General features: G+C 60.7%; 16 protein-coding genes. 9 read left to right on the top strand and 7 right to left on the bottom strand.

Annotated features, from left to right (window positions below; all coding sequences use genetic code 11):
• Positions 1–48: 48 nt before the first annotated feature.
• From xsc to HPDFL43_RS00250, 3 genes are all read right to left on the bottom strand, one after another.
• A complete protein-coding gene (xsc, locus tag HPDFL43_RS00260) occupies positions 49–1,833 on the bottom strand; it encodes a sulfoacetaldehyde acetyltransferase (protein ID WP_156970141.1) in 1,785 nt (594 codons plus the stop codon).
• A 120-nt stretch (positions 1,834–1,953) separates the two neighbouring features.
• Entirely contained in the window at positions 1,954–3,156 is a 1,203-nt protein-coding gene (locus HPDFL43_RS00255; protein ID WP_007199535.1) for a DegT/DnrJ/EryC1/StrS family aminotransferase, read from the bottom strand.
• 152 nt (positions 3,157–3,308) lie between these two features.
• A complete protein-coding gene (locus tag HPDFL43_RS00250; protein ID WP_007199534.1) occupies positions 3,309–4,190 on the bottom strand; it encodes a LysR family transcriptional regulator in 882 nt (293 codons plus the stop codon).
• Positions 4,191–4,307: 117 nt separating this feature from the next.
• On the opposite strand from HPDFL43_RS00250, the gene HPDFL43_RS00245 reads away from it, so the two are divergent.
• From HPDFL43_RS00245 to HPDFL43_RS00205, 9 genes are all read left to right on the top strand, one after another.
• Positions 4,308–5,267, top strand: coding sequence for an NAD(P)H-binding protein (locus HPDFL43_RS00245; RefSeq protein ID WP_040449435.1), 960 nt, complete (start codon positions 4,308–4,310; stop codon positions 5,265–5,267).
• A gap of 224 nt (positions 5,268–5,491) precedes the next feature.
• Positions 5,492–6,775: a polyhydroxyalkanoate depolymerase gene (locus tag HPDFL43_RS00240; protein ID WP_007199532.1), complete on the top strand. Its 1,284-nt coding sequence runs from the start codon at positions 5,492–5,494 to the stop codon at positions 6,773–6,775.
• A gap of 162 nt (positions 6,776–6,937) precedes the next feature.
• Positions 6,938–7,372 carry a DUF2852 domain-containing protein gene (locus tag HPDFL43_RS00235; protein WP_007199531.1) on the top strand — a complete coding sequence of 145 codons (435 nt, stop codon included), beginning with the start codon at positions 6,938–6,940 and terminating at the stop codon, positions 7,370–7,372.
• Positions 7,373–7,487: 115 nt separating this feature from the next.
• A complete protein-coding gene (locus tag HPDFL43_RS00230; protein WP_040448842.1) occupies positions 7,488–8,234 on the top strand; it encodes a M48 family metallopeptidase in 747 nt (248 codons plus the stop codon).
• A gap of 109 nt (positions 8,235–8,343) precedes the next feature.
• Complete coding sequence (locus tag HPDFL43_RS00225; protein ID WP_007199529.1) at positions 8,344–9,009, top strand: phosphoribosylanthranilate isomerase; 666 nt, start codon at positions 8,344–8,346, stop codon at positions 9,007–9,009.
• Positions 9,010–9,029: 20 nt separating this feature from the next.
• Positions 9,030–10,250, top strand: a complete 1,221-nt coding sequence (trpB, locus tag HPDFL43_RS00220) for a tryptophan synthase subunit beta (RefSeq protein ID WP_007199528.1) — start codon at positions 9,030–9,032, stop codon at positions 10,248–10,250.
• A gap of 2 nt (positions 10,251–10,252) precedes the next feature.
• Positions 10,253–11,092: a tryptophan synthase subunit alpha gene (gene trpA / locus HPDFL43_RS00215; RefSeq protein WP_007199527.1), complete on the top strand. Its 840-nt coding sequence runs from the start codon at positions 10,253–10,255 to the stop codon at positions 11,090–11,092.
• Positions 11,093–11,179: 87 nt separating this feature from the next.
• Positions 11,180–12,103, top strand: a complete 924-nt coding sequence (accD, locus tag HPDFL43_RS00210; RefSeq protein ID WP_007199526.1) for an acetyl-CoA carboxylase, carboxyltransferase subunit beta — start codon at positions 11,180–11,182, stop codon at positions 12,101–12,103.
• A gap of 50 nt (positions 12,104–12,153) precedes the next feature.
• On the top strand, positions 12,154–13,500 hold the full coding sequence (locus tag HPDFL43_RS00205; protein WP_007199525.1) for a bifunctional folylpolyglutamate synthase/dihydrofolate synthase: 1,347 nt from the start codon (positions 12,154–12,156) through the stop codon (positions 13,498–13,500).
• A gap of 74 nt (positions 13,501–13,574) precedes the next feature.
• Here HPDFL43_RS00205 and trxA read toward each other — a convergent pair whose 3' ends face one another.
• From trxA to HPDFL43_RS00185, 4 genes are all read right to left on the bottom strand, one after another.
• Positions 13,575–13,898 carry a thioredoxin gene (gene trxA / locus HPDFL43_RS00200; RefSeq protein ID WP_007199524.1) on the bottom strand — a complete coding sequence of 108 codons (324 nt, stop codon included), beginning with the start codon at positions 13,896–13,898 and terminating at the stop codon, positions 13,575–13,577.
• A gap of 79 nt (positions 13,899–13,977) precedes the next feature.
• Positions 13,978–17,562 carry a double-strand break repair helicase AddA gene (addA, locus tag HPDFL43_RS00195; protein WP_245271086.1) on the bottom strand — a complete coding sequence of 1,195 codons (3,585 nt, stop codon included), beginning with the start codon at positions 17,560–17,562 and terminating at the stop codon, positions 13,978–13,980.
• Entirely contained in the window at positions 17,555–20,761 is a 3,207-nt protein-coding gene (gene addB / locus HPDFL43_RS00190; RefSeq protein ID WP_007199522.1) for a double-strand break repair protein AddB, read from the bottom strand. The genes addA and addB overlap by 8 nt, the downstream gene beginning before the upstream one ends.
• Positions 20,758–21,516, bottom strand: coding sequence for a nucleotidyltransferase family protein (locus HPDFL43_RS00185; protein ID WP_007199521.1), 759 nt, complete (start codon positions 21,514–21,516; stop codon positions 20,758–20,760). Before HPDFL43_RS00185 ends, addB begins: the two co-directional genes overlap by 4 nt.
• Between the last annotated feature and the right edge of the window lie 2 nt (positions 21,517–21,518).

The raw sequence follows: 21,518 nt of genomic DNA, 5'->3' as shown, positions 1-21,518 counted from the left end.
AAGAGACCCCGCCTTGGCGGGATCCCGGTTGGTCTCACTCGCTGTGGATCATACAGCGCCCTGCTGCGGGCGCATGTCATCGCGGCTTATGCCCGCGACCACGACCGGCTTCTTCATGGCATCGCGACGGAACGGTTCGCCAAGCTCCTGATTGAGGATTACCTCGATGAAGGTGGTCTCTCCATCCTTCATCTGCCGCTCAACCGCCTTGGCCAGCTCCTCGGTGAGGCTTTGCTGACTGTTGACAACCACACCCTTGGCGCCACAGGCCTCGGCAATTGCCGCATAGGAGGTGTCTCGATCGAGCTCCGTGCCGACGAAATTGTTATCATACCAGAGCGTCGTGTTGCGCTTTTCCGCACCCCATTGGTAGTTGCGGAAGATCACCATGGTGATGGCAGGCCATTCGTCACGGCCGCAAGCGGTCATCTCGTTCATGGAAATCCCGAAGGCGCCATCACCGGAGAACCCGATCACCGGCACATCAGGCTGCCCGATCTTTGCGCCGAGAATCGAGGGGAAACCATATCCGCAAGGACCGAACAGGCCCGGAGCAAGATATTTGCGGCCCTGCTCAAAGCTTGGATAGGCGTTGCCGATCGCGCAGTTGTTGCCAATGTCCGATGAAATGATCGCGTCCTTGGGGAGCGATGACTGGATCGCCCGCCAGGCCTGACGCGGTGACATAAGATCGGCGTCGCGCTTGCGGGATTCCTCGTTCCAGGAGGTGCCCGGATCGTCTTCCTCATGGTCGAGCGATGAGAGTTCCTGAGCCCAGCGGGATTTGGTCAGCGACACCAGGTTGCGGCGGTCTTCCCGTCCGGCGTCGCCGGCATCATCGGAAAGCTGGGCAAGGATGGCGCGCGCCACCTTTGTCGCATCACCTTCGATGCCCACTGTGACCTTCTTGGTCAGCCCGATGCGATCGGCATTGATGTCGACCTGAATGACCTCCGCATCCTTCGGCCAATAGTCGATGCCATAGCCCGGCAGGGTGGAGAACGGATTGAGCCTGGTTCCGAGCGCCAGCACGACATCGGCCTTGGCGATCAGTTCCATCGCCGCCTTCGAGCCGTTGTAGCCCAGCGGACCTACGGCAAGGCGGTGCGAGCCGGGGAAGCTGTCATTGTGCTGATAGTTCGAGCAGACCGGGGCGTCGAGCCGCTCGGCCAGCTTGACCAGATCAGGGATCGCGCCCGAAAGCACCACGCCGGCACCGGAGAGGATCACCGGGAACTGCGCCTTGGACAGCAGCGCGGCCGCATCCGAAATGGCCTGATCGCCACCAGCAGGCCGCTCGAAGCGCACTACCTGCGGCAATTCGACATCAATCACCTGGGTCCACATATCCCGCGGAATGTTCATCTGTGCAGGCGCCGATCCGCGCCACGCCTTCATGATGACACGGTTGAGCACTTCGGGAATGCGGGAAGCATCACGCACTTCTTCCTGATAGCAGACGCAATCGGCAAACAGGCGCATCTGCTCCATTTCCTGAAATCCGCCCTGGCCGATGGTCTTGTTGGCCGCCTGCGGCGTGATTAGGAGCATCGGTGTGTGATTCCAGTAGGCCGTCTTGACCGGAGTGACGAAGCCGGTGACGCCGGGGCCGTTCTGGGCGATGGCCATGGCCATCTTGCCGGTGGAACGGATAAACCCGTCACACATGAGGCCTGCATTGGTTTCATGGGCGCAGTCCCAGAACGCAATTCCGGCACTGGGAAACAGATCGGAGACCGGCATCATGGCCGAACCGATGATGCCGAAAGCATGCTCGATTCCGTGCATCTGAAGCACTTTCACGAATGCTTCTTCGGTGGTCATTTTAGGCATAGGACACTCCTCTTGATGACGAGTTAAAAACCACATCTGGCATGGTAGTCTCTAGGGCCAGTTTGGCCGCGTCGCTACGCCAGTTTTCCGGGCCGACCAGCTCGGTTCAGGGCGCGCGCTTCAGGAGGCCTGGGCCATAGCCCAGGGAGCGGCACAGTGAGCGATGATCGCGGCAACATGACGGCAATCCTCGAGCGAGAAGGTCAACGGCAACCGCATGTCGAACAGGCCCGCAAGGACCCGGTCAGTACCGGGAAGAGGCTGCGCCTCGACATAGCGCCAGCTGTGGTGGTTCGAGGTGAAGCCGACCGGATCATCATTGCCAAACCACTTGAGCTCCACACCGAGCGCCTTGGCATCCGCGACGAAGGTGCGCGCTGCGGCAGCATCGATTCCAGGCAGTCGGAACTGAATCGAGCTGCCGACAAAACTTTCCTGATCGGGCCGGTGCCGAAGCAAAAGGCCATAGACGCCTGCGAGGCCCTGTTCAACCTCACGGTATCGCTGGTTCCAGCGCTCGATGGACTCATCAAGCCGCGCGAGCTGGGGCAGCAGGATGGCGGCACGCAGATTGTCCATGCGGCCCGACATGTTGGGGGTTTCGAGCCGGACCTGCTCGAACACCTGCGGTGGCGGCGCTGCGCCATGCCGCTCATAAAGCATGTAGGAGCCTGACAGGATGATGGCACGGGCCATGAATTCCGGATCATCCGAGGTCAGCAATCCACCCTCGCCGGAATTGAGATGTTTGTAGGTCTGGGTGGAAAAACAACCGGCCAACCCGAAATTGCCGCTTTTGATACCATTCCAGGCCGCGCCCATGGTGTGGGCGCAATCCTCGATCAGGATAAGGCCATGTTTGCGGACAATCTCGGACAGGTGGTCCATGTCGGCGAGATGGCCACGCATGTTCGACAGCAACAGGAACCGGGCCTGGCTTTCAAGCGCCTTGCGCTCAAGATCGGCAAGATCGATCACCATATCCTCGGTGATTTCAACCAGCAGCGGCTTGCCACCTGCCGCCGTGATGGCGCCTGGTACCGGCGCCAGCGTGAACCCATTTGTCAGGACTGCTTCGCCCTGCTGGAGGCCTGCGGCGCGCAGGGCAATAGCCATGGCGTAACCGCCGGAGGCACAGGCCAGGCAATAGCGGGACCCCTGATAGGCAGCGAAAGCCTGTTCGAGTTGCGAGGCCTGGGAAAGTTCATCCGCAACCGTGTTGTAACGATGGAGACGGCCCGAGCGCAGCACTTCTGTCGCGGCCAGAATGGCCTCGTCGTCCAGAGCTTCCTGTTGCGTGAAACTGCCAGTGAATGGTTGCAACGCTATCGCTCCTCAGCTGCACCGCGGTTCCTTGCCTTAGCTTTGGCCCTGCCGAATGACTACAGCCAGTTCCACACCATGGATAGGGACAATGCCAGTTTCAATTTGAGGCACCCAGCAGCAGCCGGTTTGCGGGATCCGTTTCAGCCATTTCAACCTGCCGATGCGTAGTTACGCATGGCCTTGAAGAGATAGTCCGCGACATAGCGTATGCGCGGGCTGTGCCGGAGATCGCTGTGCATGGTCAAATAGGTTTCCAGCCGGGGAAGCTCCATATCTTCGAGGCATGTTTCGAGGTCAGGATCACCTGCCACAAGAGGCGCTTGCGCGAAGCTGATCCCTGCTCCGGCGCGCAGCGCTTCCCACAACACCAGATGATTGTCGGAACGGACCTTGAAGGACGACCGGTTGATTTTGATGCCGGCTCTGGCCAAGCCGGCAATGATCCCGTCGGAACGGTCGTAACCAATCAACTCATGCGCGGCGAGATCCTCCAACCGCTGCGGCTTGCCGGCCCGGGCGAAATAGTCCGAACTGGCGCATGGCACCAATGGAATGTCGCCGATATGGCGGATCACCAGATCCAGCTGTTGCGGCCTGGTCATGCGAATGGCGATGTCAGCGTCGCGTTTCAAAAGATTGCCAAGGCTGTTCGAGGCGACGATCTCGATCTCGATCAATGGCTCCTGCTGCCGCAGTTCCGCAACAAGCCGGGGCAGCACAAGAGCACCAATCACCTCGCTGGCGGTTACCCTCACGGTGCCGGTCAGGCTTTGGGAATGGCCAAGCGCGATACGCGACAGGGCGTCAGCTGCATCGCCCATCCGCCGTACCTCGTTGAGCAGATCCAGGCCGCGCTCGTTGAGTTCCTGTCCGCGCGGGCCGCGCCGGAACAATTGCATATCCAGCAACCGCTCCAACTCGGCGATATGCCGTCCGATTGACGGCTGGCTCATACCAAGCCGCACCGCTGCAGCCGTCAGGCTTCCGGTCTCAGCCACAGCCAGGAAGCTACGCAACAGGTTCCAGTCCATCGGTTCGATATCCTCATGCCCATTCTTTTTTGAATGGTTACCTTACATTTTTGGTCAATGTTCAAAATAATATGAATGAATGAAGATGGCATCATCCATTCAACACAGGAGATGATGATGAAAACCATTGCAGTTCTCGGAGCGCGCGGCCGGGTGAGCCGGGTTGTCGCGCGCACTTTTCTTGATCGGAACTGGCGGGTCATCGCCGTGACCCGTGACGGCAAGCTTCCCCAGGGTTTGGCCCGGGCAGAAGGCCGTTCTGCCGACGCGATGGATCAGGCCGCGCTGATTGCCGCCTGCCGCGGCGCAGATGTGATCTTCAACGGCCTCAACCCGGTCTATACCGACTGGGCGGAAATAGTTCCCGTGTTCACCGCCAATGTGATTGCGGCAGCCAAGGCGACCGGCGCGCTGCATCTGCTTGCAGGCAATGTCTACAATTACGGCCGGAGCATTCCTGCCATCGCCGACGAGACCACACCGATGCCAGGCGATACTGGCAAGGGTATGATCCGCAATGCCATGGAGAAGACTTTTGAGCGGGCCGCGGGAGACGGAGTGAAAACCACGATCGTGCGGGCCGGTGATTTCTACGGCGGCGACGGACGTGGCGCTTGGTTCGATCTTGGGATTACCGTAAAGCTCGACAAGGGCATCTTCACCTGGCCGGGCGCGATGGATATCGATCATGCCTGGGCCTACCTGCCAGACCTTGCGGAAACCTTCGTTAAAATTGCGGAAACGGGAGGCGATGGAAGCGGCTTTGCGACTTACACGTTCGAAGGTCACACTTTAAGCGGCACGCAAATGAAAAAACTCATCGAAAAGGCTCTTGGTGGCAAGTCGCTGAAGCGTTCCAGCATTCCCTGGCTGCTGTTGCGCGCGGCCGGGCTGGTGGTCCCCAAGTGGCGAGAGGTCGTCGAGGTGTCCTATCTCTGGTTCACGCCACATCGCCTGTCAGGCAAGAGGCTGGAAGCAGCCATTGGCCCGCTTGCAAAGACCTCACCGGACACAGCCATCGCCGAAGCGCTGGCGGAACTGGGTTTCGCCACGACAAAATCCAATCTGGTTGCCTGACCGGCAGTGCAGACAGCACGGGCCCCGAACAGGGCCCGTTCTCCCGATTTCATCAGATAGTCGTAGTTGCCCCTTTCGAAGGGCCCCGTTGTTGCAATGCAACAAAAGCATGATAGGGTCTTTCTTTGGTTGCGCGCTGCAAGAAGTCAGGCTCCGTAAAGGTAATGACATGCATAATGGCGGGAACCAGGCAGCCATCCTGCCGGAAATAGGGGCAATTGATCATGTTCTATCAGATGTACGAGCTTAATCATGCGGCAGTCGCGCCGATGCGCGCCTATGCCGACGCTATGCGCCTGGCGTTCAGAAATCCGATCAACCCTCTTTCCCATACCCCTTTTGGCCGGGCCATGGGCGCTGGCTTTGAGTTGTTCGAGCGCACAACGCGGCGTTACAGCAAACCTGAATTCGGCCTCAACGAGACATCGCTGAACTCCGGAAAGGTGTCGGTGCACGAGAAAGTGGTCTGGTCGCGGCCGTTTTGCGATCTGATCCATTTCGAGCGGACGCTGCCAGCCAATCATCGCCCGGATCCAAAGATCCTGATCGTTGCCCCGATGTCCGGCCATTACGCGACCCTTTTGCGCGGCACTGTCGAAACACTGCTGCCCAAGGCGGAAGTCTACATCACCGATTGGACAGACGCCCGCATGGTTCCGCTGTCCGAGGGACGTTTCGACCTCGATGATTACATTGACTATGTCATTTCGATGCTGCACGCGCTCGGTCCCGACACCCATGTGCTCGCGGTGTGCCAACCCTCCGTGCCGGTTCTGGCCGCGGTCGCAATCATGGAAGAGAGCGGTGATAAATTCGCGCCGTCCTCCATGACCTTGATGGGCGGTCCGATCGACACCCGGATCAACCCGACCGGCGTCAATGAACTGGCGCAAACCAAGCCGATCGAATGGTTTGAAGAAAATGTCATCATGCAGGTGCCGTGGCCGCTGCCCGGGTTTACCCGCGCGGTCTATCCCGGGTTTCTGCAGCTCTCGGGCTTCATGACGATGAACCTCGACCGCCACATGATCGCGCAAAAGGATTTCTTCCTGCACCTGGTCAAGGACGATGGCGATTCGGCCGAGCGTCATCGCGACTTCTATGACGAGTATCTCGCAGTCATGGATATGACCGCCGAATTCTACCTGCAGACGGTCGACACGGTTTTCATCAAGCATTCGCTGCCCAAGGGCGAAATGATGCATCGCGGCCGCAAGGTCGACACCACAGCGATCCGAAACGTCGCGCTGCTGACTGTCGAGGGCGAGAACGATGACATCTCCGGCCTGGGCCAGACCGAAGCGGCGCAGACCATCTGCCCGAATATTCCCGACGAGATGCGCTACCATTATGTACAGCCAAAGGTCGGGCATTATGGCGTCTTCAACGGGTCGCGGTTCCGCGCCGAAATCGCACCGCGGATCCTCGATTTCATGCGCTCCCACGGCAAGGCAAACCGGGCCAAGCGGGGCGCACCGAAGCTGATCAAGGGCGGAAAAAGCGCCTGATCCAGAGCTTATGAGGCATTTTAATCATCGAATTACTCTGAGTAATTACAGAGCGTTATCGGAATCGTGTGGCTGATTTCTTGAATCGCCACCCGGGCCATACCACATCAAATTCACAAGGGAACGATCCCCGCTTCCCTTTGACTGAATGAGGTTTACCCGATGACACAAACCGCATTGATCCGCCCGGCATGGACGCCGGCAACCATTGCCCTGATGGTTCTGGGCTTCATGGTTTTCTGGCCATTGGGCCTGGCCATGCTGGCCTATATCATCTGGGGTGACCGGCTCGACACGTTCAAGGCTGACGTGAACCGCGCCACCGATGATCTTGCCTCGTCGTTCCGCAAGAAGAGCGGCCATGGCACCTATGCAAGCAGTGGAAATGCAGCGTTCGACGACTGGCGCGACAACGAGCTTTCGCGGCTCGACGAAGAGCGCAAGAAGCTTGATGAAATGCGCACGGAGTTCGATCAGCACATGCGCGATCTGCGCATGGCGCGTGACCGCCAGGAGTTCGAGCAGTTCATGGCTGACCGCCAGGCGCGCCAGAGCAAGACCAAGAAAGGCCGATCGGTTCCCGAAATCGATGGCTGATCGCCGGTCCCCCACGGTATGACAAACGGCGCTCCTTCGAGGGCGCCGTTTTTGGTTCCAGCTCAATCAGCAAAAACCGCTCAATCCTGAAGCCGAATCGGGTAGAAGCCTTCTTATGTTCGGATTGGCCCGCACTCTTCAAAGATCGTCCGCCCAACGGCCTGACAGTGTTACTGTGAATGGCCGTGAGCTGCCGTTGACCATTCGCGAGAATGCCCGCGCCACCCGCATGACACTGCGCATCGAGCCTGGCGGCCAAGCGCTGAAGCTGACGATCCCGCGCGGGCTGGCTGTCCACGAAATTGATGCCTTTCTGACCCGGCACCACGGCTGGTTGATGACCCGGCTTGCCAATGCGAGCGATACAGGTCCGTTGATCGAAATCGGCAAGATTGTCATTCGCGGCGTCGAGCACCGGATCGAGATGACAGGCAAATTGCGTGGACTGGCCGAGGAAACCGAGATTGACGGCGTTCCAACGCTGATGGTGTCGGGAAGCCCCGAACACACCGGACGCCGCGTTGCCGATCACCTCAAACGGGTCGCCAGGCGCGAGTTGGAGCAGCTGGTTGCCAAACACGCCGCGACCTTGGGCAAGCCGGTCCGCTCCATTTCCTACAAGGACACCAAGAGCCGTTGGGGCTCGTGCACATCGCAAGGCAATCTGTCATTCTCCTGGCGGATTGCGATGGCGCCGGACTTTGTCATCGACTATCTCGCCGCCCATGAAGTGGCGCATCTCAAGGAGATGAACCACGGGCCGGATTTCTGGGCGACCTGCAAGGCACTTTGTCCGCGCACCAACGAGGCCAAACGCTGGCTCAAGCAGAACGGATCCCGCCTGTTCGCAGTCACTTTCTAGCCGACCGTCAATTTCTGGTCTTTGGTGATCCCCCAAACTCGGCTTTCAAGCTGTCGGGCAAGGCTCAACCATCTCGACTCTGACGCCGATTTGTGCGAGGTCAGCCGCCATGACGATACCGATCAAGATTTGCGGCCTGAGCACGCCGGAAGCGGTGGATCGCGCGGCCGATCTCAAGGCGGATATGGCGGGTTTCATCTTTTTCCCCAAGAGCCCGCGCCATGTCACGGTTGACGACGCGCGGCAACTTGCCGAGCGAGCCCGTGCGCGCGAACTCAAAACCGTTGCCGTGACCGTCGATATGGACGATGCGGGGCTTGATGAAATCGTTGAGCAGATGAAGCCGGACTGGCTACAGTTGCATGGTACCGAAACCCCGGAACGCCTCTCCGTACTCAAGGTACGGTACGGATTGCCCGTAATGAAGGCGCTGGCGGTCCGTGACGCTGGCGATCTTGACCGGGCAGCCGTCTACAACGGCATTGCCGACAGGATGCTGTTTGACGCCAAGCCACCCAAGGGATCGGACCTTCCCGGCGGCAATGGTGTAAGCTTTGATTGGCAACTGCTTGCGGGGCGCGACCTTTCCTCGCTTGACGGGGCCGCTAGTTACATGCTTTCCGGTGGGCTGACGACGGACAATGTCGGTGAAGCTCTCCGGATCAGCGGCGCACCAGGCGTCGATGTTTCATCCGGTGTTGAAAGCGCCCCGGGCGTCAAGGATCTCGCAATGATGGGCGCCTTCGTCCAGGCAGTTTCGAACGCACCGAAGTGACGTTCTTGGGAGTAAGTGAAGTGAACCAGCCATCCAATCCGAATTCGTTCCGCACCGGGCCCGACGAACAGGGCATGTTCGGTATTTTCGGCGGACGTTTTGTCGCCGAAACGCTGATGCCGCTGATCCTTGAGCTGGAAGAGGAATGGACCAAGGCCAAGACCGATCCGGCGTTCCAGGCAGAACTCGAGCATCTCAACACCCATTACACCGGACGGCCTTCTCCGATGTATTTCGCCGAGCGGCTCACGGAGCATCTGGGCGGGGCGAAAATCTACTTCAAGCGTGACGAGCTCAACCACACCGGTTCGCACAAGATCAACAATTGCGTGGGGCAAATCCTGCTCGCCAAGCGGATGGGCAAGACCCGGATCATCGCCGAAACCGGCGCCGGCCAGCATGGCGTCGCTTCGGCCACCGTGGCGGCCCGCTTTGGCTATCCTTGCGAAGTCTATATGGGCGCCACCGATGTCCAGCGGCAGGCACCGAATGTGTTCCGCATGAAATTGCTCGGCGCCAAGGTCAACCCGGTGAGCTCCGGCCACGGGACGCTGAAAGACGCGATGAACGAGGCGCTCAGAGACTGGGTGACCAATGTTGAAGACACCTATTACCTGATCGGCACCGCCGCAGGCCCACATCCCTATCCGGAGATGGTCCGCACCTTCCAGTCGGTGATCGGCAAAGAGACCCGCGAACAGATGCTGGCTCTCGAAGGACGCCTGCCGGACATGCTGATCGCTGCGGTTGGCGGCGGTTCCAACGCAATCGGGCTGTTTCATCCGTTCCTGGACGACAAGGATGTGCAGATCGTCGGCGTCGAGGCCGGCGGCAAGGGCCTGGAGGGCGAAGAGCATTGCGCATCGCTGACGGCAGGCTCACCCGGAGTGCTGCACGGCAACCGCACCTATCTGCTGCAGAATGGCGATGGCCAGATTGAGGAAGGTCACTCGATCTCCGCGGGTCTTGATTATCCCGGCATCGGTCCGGAGCATTCGTGGCTCAAGGATTCAGGCCGCGTTGAATATGTGCCGGTCATGGATGATGAAGCCCTGGAAGCCTTCCAGCTGCTGACCAGGCTTGAAGGGATCATCCCGGCACTTGAACCAAGCCATGCCCTGGCTGAAGTGATCAAGCGCGCACCGAAGATGGGCAAGGACCAGATCATCGTGATGAACCTGTGTGGCCGTGGCGACAAGGACATCTTCACTGTCGGCAAGATCCTCGGCGTGGAGCTCTGATAATGACCACTCGCATCGATACCCGTTTTGAGAAACTCAAGGCCGAAGGCCGGCCGGCGCTGGTGACCTATTTCATGGGCGGCGACCCGGACTACGACACATCGCTGAAAATCATGCAGGCGCTGCCCGGTGCAGGGTCCGATGTAATCGAACTCGGCATGCCGTTCTCCGACCCGATGGCGGACGGCCCGGCAATCCAGATGGCCGGACAGCGGGCGCTCAAGGCAGGCCAGACGCTCAGCCGCACGCTGGATCTGGCGCGGGATTTCCGCAAGGGCGACAATGAGACGCCGATCGTGCTGATGGGCTACTACAACCCGATCTACATCTATGGCGTCGAGCGCTTTCTGGTGGACGCCCGCGAAGCCGGTATTGATGGCCTGATCGTGGTTGATCTGCCCCCTGAGATGGACGAGGAGCTTTGCCTCCCCGCCCTCAAGGCCGGTCTCAACTTTATCCGGCTGGCCACGCCAACCACGGACGACAAGCGTCTGCCACGGGTTCTGAGCAACACCTCTGGCTTTGTCTATTACGTGTCGATGACTGGGATCACAGGCTCGGCGATCGCCGATACCACCAAGGTGAACGCGGCGGTCGATCGGATCAAGAGCCATACGGATCTGCCAATCTGTGTCGGCTTTGGGGTAAAGACCGCCGAACAGGCACGGGCGATCGGCAAGTCAGCCGATGGCGTGGTGGTCGGCACCGCGATCGTTAACCAGATCGCCAATACGCTCGATGCCAACAACCAGGCAACCAGCGATACGGTCGAAAGTGTCGCCACAATGGTGCGCGGGCTTGCGACCGGGGTTCGCGAGGCGCGGCTTGCGCCAGCCGAGTAACACCCCCACATAGCAATATCGGCACCATTGGAACCCGGCTATGCCGGGCCAAGCTCACCAAAGCCAAGACAAACCGGAGACTACGCAGTGAACTGGATCACCAATTACGTCAGGCCCAAGATCAATTCGATGCTCGGCCGCCGCGAGGTGCCGGAAAATCTCTGGATCAAGTGCCCCGAAACCGGGGAAATGGTGTTCCACAACGATCTGGAAGAAAACCATTTCGTGATCCCGGCCTCGGGCTACCACATGAAGATGTCGGCCGAAGCCCGCCTCAAGCATATTTTCGATGATGGAAAGTACGAGCTGCTGCCATCCCCGAAGGTGCCGCAGGATCCGCTGAAATTCCGAGATTCAAAGAAATACACAGACCGCCTGCGGGAAAATCGCGCTAAAACCGGTCTTGAGGATTCGGTTGTTGCTGGCCATGGTGCAGTGCGAGGTGTCGACATTGTTGCCTGCGTGCATGATTTCTCCTTCATGGGCGGTTCGCTTGGTATTGGCGCAGGCGAGGCCATCATCCAGGCGTTTGAAGCCGCAATCGAGCGCAAATGCCCGCTGGTCATGTTTCCTGCCTCGGGCGGCGCGCGGATGCAGGAAGGCATTCTGTCGCTGATGCAATTGCCACGCACCACTGTGGCGGTTGAAATGCTGAAAGAAGCCGGCCTGCCCTATATCGTGGTTCTGACCAATCCGACCACCGGTGGCGTTTCAGCATCCTACGCCATGCTTGGCGATATCCATCTTGCGGAACCGGGTGCGGAAATCTGCTTTGCCGGCAAACGGGTGATCGAGCAGACCATCCGCGAGAAACTGCCGGAAGGCTTCCAGACATCCGAATATCTGCTTGAGCATGGCATGATCGACATGGTGGTGCACCGCCACGACCTGCCCGAGACGATCGCCCGTCTGCTCAGGATCTTCCTCAAGCTCGATGCCCCGGCTCCAGCCGCATTGCCAGCACCCGTGACTGAAGCTGCCGAAGAGGCACCAGCTGAAGCTGCGGAATAGCATCTCCCTGAAGCGGTTGGATTTGAAGGCCGGTATCCAGAACAGGATCGATGACCGTGGAAAAATCGGTGGTGTCTGCGACAGAGCAGGAAATCAACGCATTGATGGCGTTGCATCCGAAAGGCTTTGACCTTTCGCTGGGCCGTATCACCCGGCTTCTGGAGCGTCTTGGCAACCCGCATCAGCGGCTGCCACCGGTGATCCACATTGCCGGGACCAATGGCAAGGGCTCGACAGGCGCCTTCTGCCGCGCGATCCTCGAAGCCCACGGACTTACTGCGCACGTTCATACCTCGCCGCATCTGGTCAATTGGCATGAACGCTACCGGCTTGGTGCGGAAGGCGGCGGACAGCTGGTATCCGATGATGTGCTGGCAGATGCGGTCCGCCGGGTGGCCGAAGCCAACCAAGGCGAAACCATCACCGTTTTCGAGATCCTGACAGCGGTGATGTTCGTGCTGTTTTCCGAACATCCCGCGGATGTGGCGATCATAGAGGTGGGCCTTGGCGGCCGGTTTGATGCCACCAATGTGATTTCAAACCCGGCCGTGGCGCTGATCATGTCGATTTCGCTCGACCATCAGGCCTATCTTGGCGACCGGGTGGAGCTGATCGCGGCGGAGAAGGGCGGGATCATCAAAGCCGATGTCCCGGTGGTGATCGGGGCGCAGACCGAAGAAGCCGCGTGCGACGTGCTCATCAGCATCGCCGAGCGGCTGAGGTGCCCGGTCAGTGTCTACGGGCAGGACTATTTCGCGCAGGAAGAGAACGGCCGTCTTGCCTATCAGGATGAGGAAGAACTGATCGACCTGCCACTGCCGCGCCTGGCGGGCCGGCACCAGCAGTCGAACGCCGCCGCAGCAATCCGCGCGCTGAAGGCCGCTGGCTTCGAACTTGATGATACAGCGATCGCCAAAGGCCTTACCCAGGTCTCATGGCCGGGACGGCTGGAACGGCTGCCGCAGGGACGGCTGGCAGAGGCCACCATGGAAGGGGTCGAGCTGTGGATTGATGGCGGCCACAATCCGGGCGCCGGAAAGGTAATCGCCGAGGCCATGGCCAATCTCGAGGAACGGGATTCACGGCCGCTGTTCCTGATCACCGGGATGATCAACACCAAGGATCCGGTCGGCTATTTCGAAGCCTTTGTCGGCATGGCGCGGCATGTGTTTGCGGTTCCGGTGCCGGCATCCGATGCGAGCATTGATCCGGAGCTTATGGCCGATGCGGCCGATGAAGCCGGGCTGACGGCGGAATCTGCGGAAAGTGTGGAAGCAGCAATCGACGCGGTAACCCGAAACTGGAACAGGCTGGAGCCTGCCCCGCGCATCCTCATTGGCGGCTCACTTTATCTGCTGGGCGATGTGCTCGAGCGTAACGGAACGCCACCGAAATGAATCATATGAATTGGGCCTAAAACAAAAAACCCGCCAGGCAGACCAGGCGGGTTTTTTGTTCATCTGCAATGGGATCAGGCGACGGCGCCACTGATCCAGCTCGAAAGTGCGGTCTTGGGGGAGGCGCCAACCTTGATATCGGCAACTGCACCGGCCTTGAACATGGCAAGTGTGGGGATCGAACGAACGCCGAATTGCGATGCAATCTCCGGGTTCTCGTCGATGTTGATCTTGGCGACCTTCACCTTGCCTTCCATCTCATTGGAGATTTCCTCAAGGCTGGGTGCAATCATCTTGCAAGGGCCACACCACTCGGCCCAGAAGTCGACGACGACCGGAACGCTGGAATCGAGCACTTCGCTCTGGAAATTGGCGCTGTCTACTTTCACGGTTGCCATGATGGGCACTCCTTTGGGATCTGTCTTGGATGCAGATAATGTGATGATTCGCCCTGCAGTATTCAAGTGCTTTCGGGGCTCATCCAGCATCAGCCTCAAATCGTGATCGCGGCTCCAGTGCCATCATAGCCGCATCAAGTGCGGTTTCAGGGATCGGCACCAGAACCGGGCCGGAAACATAGATCAACGCCGCCTCGATTTTCCGGTCCGGATAGAGCGGGGCGAGCAAGGCCCGATAGATGGCGAGCTGGGAAACGTGACTGTGAGGTGGTGGTTCCCCGGAGCCGGGCGCAAGACCGGTCTTGTAATCGACAATCAGCACCCGGTCCGCCAACACCGCGATCCGGTCGATGCGGCCCGAGACCGCGCGCTCCTCTCCGGCAATGCGCAAGGTCCCCATGACCGAGACTTCGGCTTCTCCCTGTTGTGCGGCGAAGACGCCGGCAAAACGCGCATCGTCCAACACCGAACGGACCTGACCGGCAATCAAACCGGCCTCCGAACGGTCCGCGCCCGGCAATGCCCGTTCGAGATAACGCTCAAGTGCCGCATCACGCTCCTCTGGTGGGATCGAGGGCAACACCTGAAGCAAGCGGTGGATCATGCTTCCGCGTTCAAGAGCTGCGCCGGAGCCAGCCGGTTTGTCCGCAAACGGAGAGCGGTTGGCGAGATTGGCACTGTCTTCAAGGACCGCTCCCACGCCCGATGGCGCCAAAGGCCTCGGCAGGCGCGTGGGTGGCGGCAATGGCGAGCTTGGGATAGGAGCCGGAGCCGCGGTTCTTTCCTTTGAATCGGCGGCGGGCTCGCCTGGCGCCACCGGTGCCGGTGCCGCGCGTTGCAGCCGCAATACGGGGAAAGTGGTGTTGTCGGCTTCACGTTCGATCTCGCCGACCGCGTAATCGCCTGCCTCCGCTGCGCGCTCGAAGCCCGCCGAGGCGAGAGTATGCCATGTGGGTGATTTGGCTTCCTTGAGGCCACGATAACCGCAAACCACCAGCCGGTCAGCGGCCCGGGTGAGGCCCACATACAGAAGCCGCCTGTACTCTTCCTCGGCCTGCTCCTTTGCGAGCTCGCGCAACGGATTGGTTGCACCATTGTTGTAGGTCTTGTCGGGCAACCATACCGGGACCGATGGCCCGTCAGACCCCTGGTGGGGACCTTGGGGGATCAGCCACAGATTAGGCTGATGGCTTGTCTGAAATGCTTCACCGCCCGAATCGACCAGAAACACGATCGGTGCCTCCAGACCCTTGGCGGCATGAACCGTCATGATCCGCACCGCGCCGGATCCGGCCTCCATCTCGCGCTTGATCTCCGGCGCGTCGCTTTCCAGCATCGCAAGAAAGGCTTGCAGCCCCGGAAGGCCTGCCTGTTCGTGGTCCAGCGTCAGGCCAAGAAATTCGTCAAGCACATCGCCCGCCTCATGCCCAAGCCTTGAAAGGTAGGCCTGGCGGCCGCCATCAGGACCGAGAACAGTGGCATAAAAATCATGCGGCGGCTGGATGTGCGCCATCGCACGCCAGCGAACCAAGCGGTTACGCGCTGAGGCGAATAGGGGTTCGGTCTTCGCCAATTCAAGCAGATGATTCCAGACAGAGAGGCCGTCGGGCCGTCCGGCTGCAAGCCTGAACAGGGCATCTTCATCGAGACCCAGTAGGGGACTCTTGATCAGAGCAGCGAGCGAGAGGTCATCCTCATCGAGCAGGACAAAACTACCCAACGCCATCAGGTCCTGAACGGCGATGTGATCGGTCAGCCGTAACCGGTCGGCACCAGCCACGGGAATGCCGGTCATCGCCTTAAGCGTTCGCAGGAGCGTCGGCACAAAGCCATCGCGCTTGCGCACCAGAACCAGAACATCGCCAGGGGTGATCGGGCGCAGCTTCCTGGTCTTTTGATCCTCGATCATTTCATTGTCGATCCAGTCGCGAAGCACCGTGGCAATTCGGCGGGCCAATTGCGCTGACGGTGCAGCTTCGGGCACATCATCGAAGGCTGCCGTCCAGTCATCGTCATCATCGGATTTCTGTTTGGCGATCATGGGCCAAAGCTCGGCCTGGCCGGGCGCACGGGCGCGCGCTGTCTCATGCATAACCGGTTCATCCGGATCGCCCATCCCGCGCATGGCGTCCGCCGAGGCGAAGACATGATCAACCAGCTTCAGCACTTCGGAGGAAGAGCGGAACGAAACCCGCAACGGCACATGTTCGAAGACAACGCCGGCTGCTTCAGCCTTCAGCTGCGTGCTTCGCCGCTCCTGGGCAAACCGCTCGGGCCGGGCACCCTGGAACGAATAGATCGACTGTTTCTCGTCACCAACGGCAAACAGCGTGCGGCGGGCCTGACGCGCTCCTTCGCCGGCAAAGAACTCTTCGGACAGTTTACCGATGACGCTCCATTGCAGGGGTGCGGTGTCCTGCGCCTCGTCCACCAGAATGTGATCGATGCCCTGGTCGAGCTTGTAGTGCACCCATGCGCTGGCACCGCTCTTTTCGAGCAATGACGCCGTGGCCGCAATCAGATCATCGTAATCGAGCAGCGCCTGGCGGGATTTCATCGCGGCAAAACCGCCAATGTAGCGCCGCGCCAGATGGTAGGCGATCAGCGATGCATCCAGAGCCTTGAGCCGTGCCAGACGGTCAAACACACCGGCAATCTGCGCCTGGGCTGCTTGCGCCCGGTCAGCAAGATCGGGGAATCGTTCCGCAACCGATTTCGATGCGACACTTCCTAGCTTTGAAGGCGGACCGGACTTGGTGAAAAACACCTGTCGCAGGAGATCAAGCCGCTCCGCTGGGTCGGTTTGGGAATGAGCGGCGACGAGGCCATAGGTGAAATCATAGGCCTTTGACGCGGATTTGGCCGAACCGGCAAACTCGAACACATCCTTGACATAATCAATCGGCAGGGCTTCCATCGGCCAGGCCTGAGCGATGATCGCGGTCTCATCCTCATCTTCGGCGAGACCCAGCGCCGTCCGGATCATGGCATCCGCACCGCCTGCCTTGCTGGCTGCCGCGTCAAAAGCGAGACAATCCCGCCGCCGCGCATAGAGCCCGGCCAACAGCTTGTCGAAACCGCTCTCACCGCCAATGTCCAAAGCTTGGGTGACAGCATCGGCAAGCGCCGGATCTGCTTCGAAGGCTTGCGCCGACATCAGCTCCCGGCGCGCTTCGGCGAGAAGTTCGGCGGCTTTCTGGTCATCCAGTACCGAGAAATGACCTGGAATGTTGGCCTCGAGCGGAAACCGGTGCAGCACGGCTTCGCAGAAAGCGTGAATGGTCTGGATCTTGAGCCCACCCGGGGTTTCGAGGGCTGTGGCGAACAGGCGTCGAGCGAGGATCAGTGTCCTGGGCTCAGTGGGTGCGCCTTCGAGCTCGGTGAGCTTTTCTGCCAGCGCCTGATCGTCAAGAAGCACCCAGTCGGCCAGTGTCTTGAACACCCGGTTGGACATCTCCGCAGCGGCCGCCTTGGTGTAGGTCAGGCACAGGATCGCTGACGGGCGCGCACCGCGCAACAGAAGCCGGATCACCCGCCGCGCCAGCACATGGGTCTTGCCGGAGCCGGCATTGGCGGACACCCAGGCCGAGAGCTGCGGCGTTGCCGCGCGGTTTTGCCTAAGCGTGGTCTGGGAGATGACGTCTGTGCCGTTCGTCTCAGTCATCGCCATCACCTCCCTCGGCGTCGACCACGGTCTGCCATTCGGCCACGCGTGCCAGATGATCATAGTCGCCGGCAAAATCGCGCACGCTCTTGGGGATGGCGCGGGAGAGGAAGCCACGTTTGCCGCTTCTGAGCAGGGTCACCAACCAGGTCAGCTCATCGGCGGCCTTCTGTGCCAGTTCATCAGGATTGAGGAACTCATCCCGGCCAGGCTTTTCCGGATCATTGTCCACGCGTTCGGCAAAGGGATCCTTGCCGGTCAGACGCAGATACAGCAAGGCGGAAGCGGGTAGGGCGCCGAGATCGGCAAAACCGCCCTGACGCAGCGCATGGGCCTCCAGCGCCAGTTGCGGATCGAGCAGGGTGCGGGCCTGTTTGCGTGACGGCGTGCCGCCGGTCTTGTAATCGATGATCCAGGCCGTGCCATCGGCGCGTAGATCGATCCGGTCGGCCATGCCGGTCAGCCGGATGCCCGCCAGCGGCATTTCGAGACTGGCACGCGCCTCGACCACAGAGCGGCCATGCCCGCTGGCAATTCCAGCCTCCCAACCGGCGATGGCAGCCGCCGCTTTGTCAAAGCGCGATTGCCAGATCAGCGCAGTGGCATCCGGCAGCTCCGCATCAAGAAAATGCGCGGCGGCAATCTCGCGCAGTGCTTCAAGCGTGCGATCTCCCGGCGCCCGGCTTGCAATGAACTGCTCCAGGATTGCGTGATAAAGCGTGCCCCGCTCGCGGGGGCCCGGATCCGTCAGGAACGGTTCCAGCGGATCAAGACGCAACACCCGGCGGGCATAGATGGCGTAGGGATCGCGGCGCAGCGTTGCAACTTCGGAAAAGGAGTAGCTTTGGGGCTGCATTTGCGCGGGTGGTTTCGGTTCCGGACGGATAGCTGGGGATACTGGCGTTGCCTGATCAAGACTGCGGACATGATCGAGCAAGGCGTCGCCCCGATGGCGCAACGCAGTGGCGGTGTCTGATCCCGCGACGGCAAGCAGCCGCTGCAGCCAGCGCGAGGCGACGGTGGGTGCCTTGCCCGACCGGTTGGCCCGTGAAAGCACCACCTGCGGTGCACCCATCGCCATCTGAAAATCATGCGCGGCTTGGCCGATCCGCCGTTCAGGCGGTTCCAGGCCCATGGCGGCCTTCATTGAGCGCGACAGGAAGGGATCTTCCTGGCCTGCTTGCGGCCAGACCCCTTCATTGAGCGCACCCAGAAGAATGGTGTCGACATGCTGCAGCCGGGCTTCCAGCGCACCCCAGATGAATGCGCGCGGGTGACCCCCGGTGCGTGGCTTGACCATCCGGCCCGAGATCAGCGCATCAAGCGCGCCAATCCATTCATGGCCGGTAATCGTGAGCGTGGAGCCGCTGTCCCTTGTCTCCAGCAGGATGTTCGACAGAACCTCGCCGGCCTCGTCTCCCCAGAGCGGTTCAAGGCTGCCGGTTTCATCGCTGCAGATCTTCTCAAGCGTTTCGGCAGTCAGCCCCGCCAAACCGCCAATATCGACAGCATTTGAAAACCTTTGCCCCGGAGCCTCGACCAGGATCGACGTCAACGGAGACAGCGCATCCGCCACGCGGGCAGCGAAATCGCGCGCCGCTTCTGCATCCTGGTCTGAAATCCTTGTCAGCCAACGGGCCGCATGGGGTTTCTTGCGGGCCTCGGAGCGCTCGGCAACCAGGGTCTCGAGCTGGTCAACATCCGCCTCGCCACTTCCGCCCCTGAGCGCAATGCGTTCGACAATGCCTGCCAGCTGCTGGGCCGATTGCTGATCGAGCCCGAAACGAGCCAGTGGATGCTTGATCAGAGCAGTGATCGCCACGGCGTCGCCGGGCGCAAAAGCCACCTGGACCGCGAGCCGCACCAGCCCGCCTTGCGGGCTCGACATCAGCGGGATGCCGCCCGAATCATTGGCCTCGATCCCGTAGCGTTGAAGCTCCACCACCACCCGGCGGGCAAGGTTTCTGTCGGGGGTGACCAAAGCCACGACCGGTTCTGCGCTCTTGGAACCGGGTTCAAGCGCCTGGCGCATGGCGGCCGCCAGTGCGGCAGCCTCTTCCCGTTCATTTGCCGCCTCGATCAGGCTCACGGATGCGAAGGCCTGACTGAGTGCGCTGGCATCGGGCAGAAAGCCCGGCTCTCCCCAGGCCTCAGTGGTGCCAGCCGGGAGAAGCGCCGCGGAAACCGCCGCACGGCGCACCTCCATGGCGCCCTCGAGCATAGCGATTTCCGGGATATCGCCGAGACTCGCGATATCGACACCGCAGCTTTCAAGGAGACGCAGCAGACCATATTGCGGGTGACTGCGCGCCGCGGGGTCGAACGAAACCGGTGTGCCAGGTGGAGCCGTCACAGAAACCGACTTGGCCAGATCCTGCCAATGGGACAGGCCCATGGCATGGTCAAGGCCGGGCAAAACCACCGCGCCTCTGGGCAGATGGGCAATGGCTGCGATCAGCCGCGCGGTCGAGGGGCGCGTGCCGGTGGAGCCGGCAACAATGACCGGCCTATCTTCGGGATCCGTGGTCAATGCCCGGGTGAAGACGTCGATCATCGCATTGTGATGGCCCGCCGGGCTGGAACGGGAGATCTCGGTGAGCAGCGCCGGCCAGTATTCCCGGGCGATCGCCAGGAACTCGCGTGTGAGCTGCCACCATTGCTGAAGATCTTCGGAGACGACCTGATCGAGGCCGGCAAAGTCACATTCCTCGGTTTCGACAGCCTGAATGAGATCGAACAGGCTGCGACCGAGCCATATTGCATCGGCCGGATTGGCCGGAGCAACCAGAGGCGCGCCACCGAGATGATCCAGAACTGCTCGGGGCAATGCCTTTTTCCAGGCCAGCACTAGATCGGCCAACCGCAAGGTTGCAGCCGTTTGCGGGATCGCCGGGTCAAGCGACAGGGTCGCAGGATCGGCGGAATCGAAAAAGCCCGCGTCCTCATCGGTCTCGCCAAGGGGCCGGATCGACGGCAGGATTGCAGACCCCACCCCGATCCGGTCCGTGAGTTCGGAGCGAAGCGCGCGGGCTGCCCTTCGTGTGGGGACGAAAATGGTTGCGCGAGCCAGCGAAAGCGGATCTTCCGGCCGATAGGCAAGGCCATCAATGAGCCCGCCACCATGAATTTTCTCGACCAGGACGGACAGAAACGGCGCGCCGGGCGGAATCGTCACGATATGCGGCGCGGATCTGGTCATCTGTTTGGCCGATGGCCGGTTGATGAGGCTGAACCGTTGAGATAGGCACTCATGGCAGCCTCCGCCTCGCCAATCGCGGCGGGCGTGCCGACGGTCAACCAATGGCCAAGCATCGGTGCGCCAAACAGGCGTCCGCTTTCGATGGCTGCGTCAAAACAGCGGTTGAGCGAGAACTTTGGCTCGGAAATGGCATCGAAGATATGGGGACTGAGCACCAGCGCTCCGGCATAGATCACCGGATCGCCTGAGCCGCGATAGCGTGCCAGCCGACCTTCCGGATCGATGGTGAAATCGCCTGCTCCGGTGTGCCCGGTGGCCTGGTCGAGCCGCGCGGTCATCATCATGATGTCCATGATGGCCGGATCAAACTGGTCTGCCATGCGCGCCAGATTGTCAGAACCGGCATCCGGATCCTCGAGCCAGAAGGTGTCGGCGTTGAGCACCAGAAACGGGTACGGGCCGAGCTGCGGCAGCGCTTTGACGATGCCACCACCCGAATCCAGCAATGTCTCGGTTTCGTCAGAAATGGCAATCTCGGCGCCGGGCCAATCCTTGAGCCATTTGGTTAGCATAGGCGCAAGATAATGCACGTTCGCGACTATGCTGGTCACCCCGATCCGGTCTAGCGCCTCGAGGCTGTAGGCGATCAGCGGCTTGCCTGCCACCTCGACCAGCGGTTTGGGCAGGGTCTCGGTGATCGGCCGCATGCGGGTGCCGAGACCGGCAGCGAGGATCATGGCTGAGTTTATACGCATTG

Source organism: Hoeflea phototrophica DFL-43 (genome assembly GCF_000154705.2).
Taxonomy (GTDB): Bacteria; Pseudomonadota; Alphaproteobacteria; order Rhizobiales; family Rhizobiaceae; genus Hoeflea; species Hoeflea phototrophica.
Note: the sequence above shows the minus strand (reverse complement) of the source record. Positions and strands in the feature narration are given on the sequence as shown.

What these genes read in the sequence shown, in the direction of transcription:
- xsc (WP_156970141.1), bottom strand. Translation starts at nt 1,833, where the DNA reads ATGCCTAAAATGACCACCGAAGAAGCATTCGTGAAAGTGCTTCAGATG.
- HPDFL43_RS00250 (WP_007199534.1), bottom strand. Translation starts at nt 4,190, where the DNA reads ATGGACTGGAACCTGTTGCGTAGCTTCCTGGCTGTGGCTGAGACCGGA.
- HPDFL43_RS00245 (WP_040449435.1), top strand. Translation starts at nt 4,308, where the DNA reads ATGAAAACCATTGCAGTTCTCGGAGCGCGCGGCCGGGTGAGCCGGGTT.
- HPDFL43_RS00240 (WP_007199532.1), top strand. Translation starts at nt 5,492, where the DNA reads ATGTTCTATCAGATGTACGAGCTTAATCATGCGGCAGTCGCGCCGATG.
- HPDFL43_RS00235 (WP_007199531.1), top strand. Translation starts at nt 6,938, where the DNA reads ATGACACAAACCGCATTGATCCGCCCGGCATGGACGCCGGCAACCATT.
- HPDFL43_RS00230 (WP_040448842.1), top strand. Translation starts at nt 7,488, where the DNA reads ATGTTCGGATTGGCCCGCACTCTTCAAAGATCGTCCGCCCAACGGCCT.
- HPDFL43_RS00225 (WP_007199529.1), top strand. Translation starts at nt 8,344, where the DNA reads ATGACGATACCGATCAAGATTTGCGGCCTGAGCACGCCGGAAGCGGTG.
- trpA (WP_007199527.1), top strand. Translation starts at nt 10,253, where the DNA reads ATGACCACTCGCATCGATACCCGTTTTGAGAAACTCAAGGCCGAAGGC.
- HPDFL43_RS00205 (WP_007199525.1), top strand. Translation starts at nt 12,154, where the DNA reads ATGACCGTGGAAAAATCGGTGGTGTCTGCGACAGAGCAGGAAATCAAC.
- trxA (WP_007199524.1), bottom strand. Translation starts at nt 13,898, where the DNA reads ATGGCAACCGTGAAAGTAGACAGCGCCAATTTCCAGAGCGAAGTGCTC.
- addA (WP_245271086.1), bottom strand. Translation starts at nt 17,562, where the DNA reads ATGACTGAGACGAACGGCACAGACGTCATCTCCCAGACCACGCTTAGG.
- addB (WP_007199522.1), bottom strand. Translation starts at nt 20,761, where the DNA reads ATGACCAGATCCGCGCCGCATATCGTGACGATTCCGCCCGGCGCGCCG.
- HPDFL43_RS00185 (WP_007199521.1), bottom strand. Translation starts at nt 21,516, where the DNA reads ATGCGTATAAACTCAGCCATGATCCTCGCTGCCGGTCTCGGCACCCGC.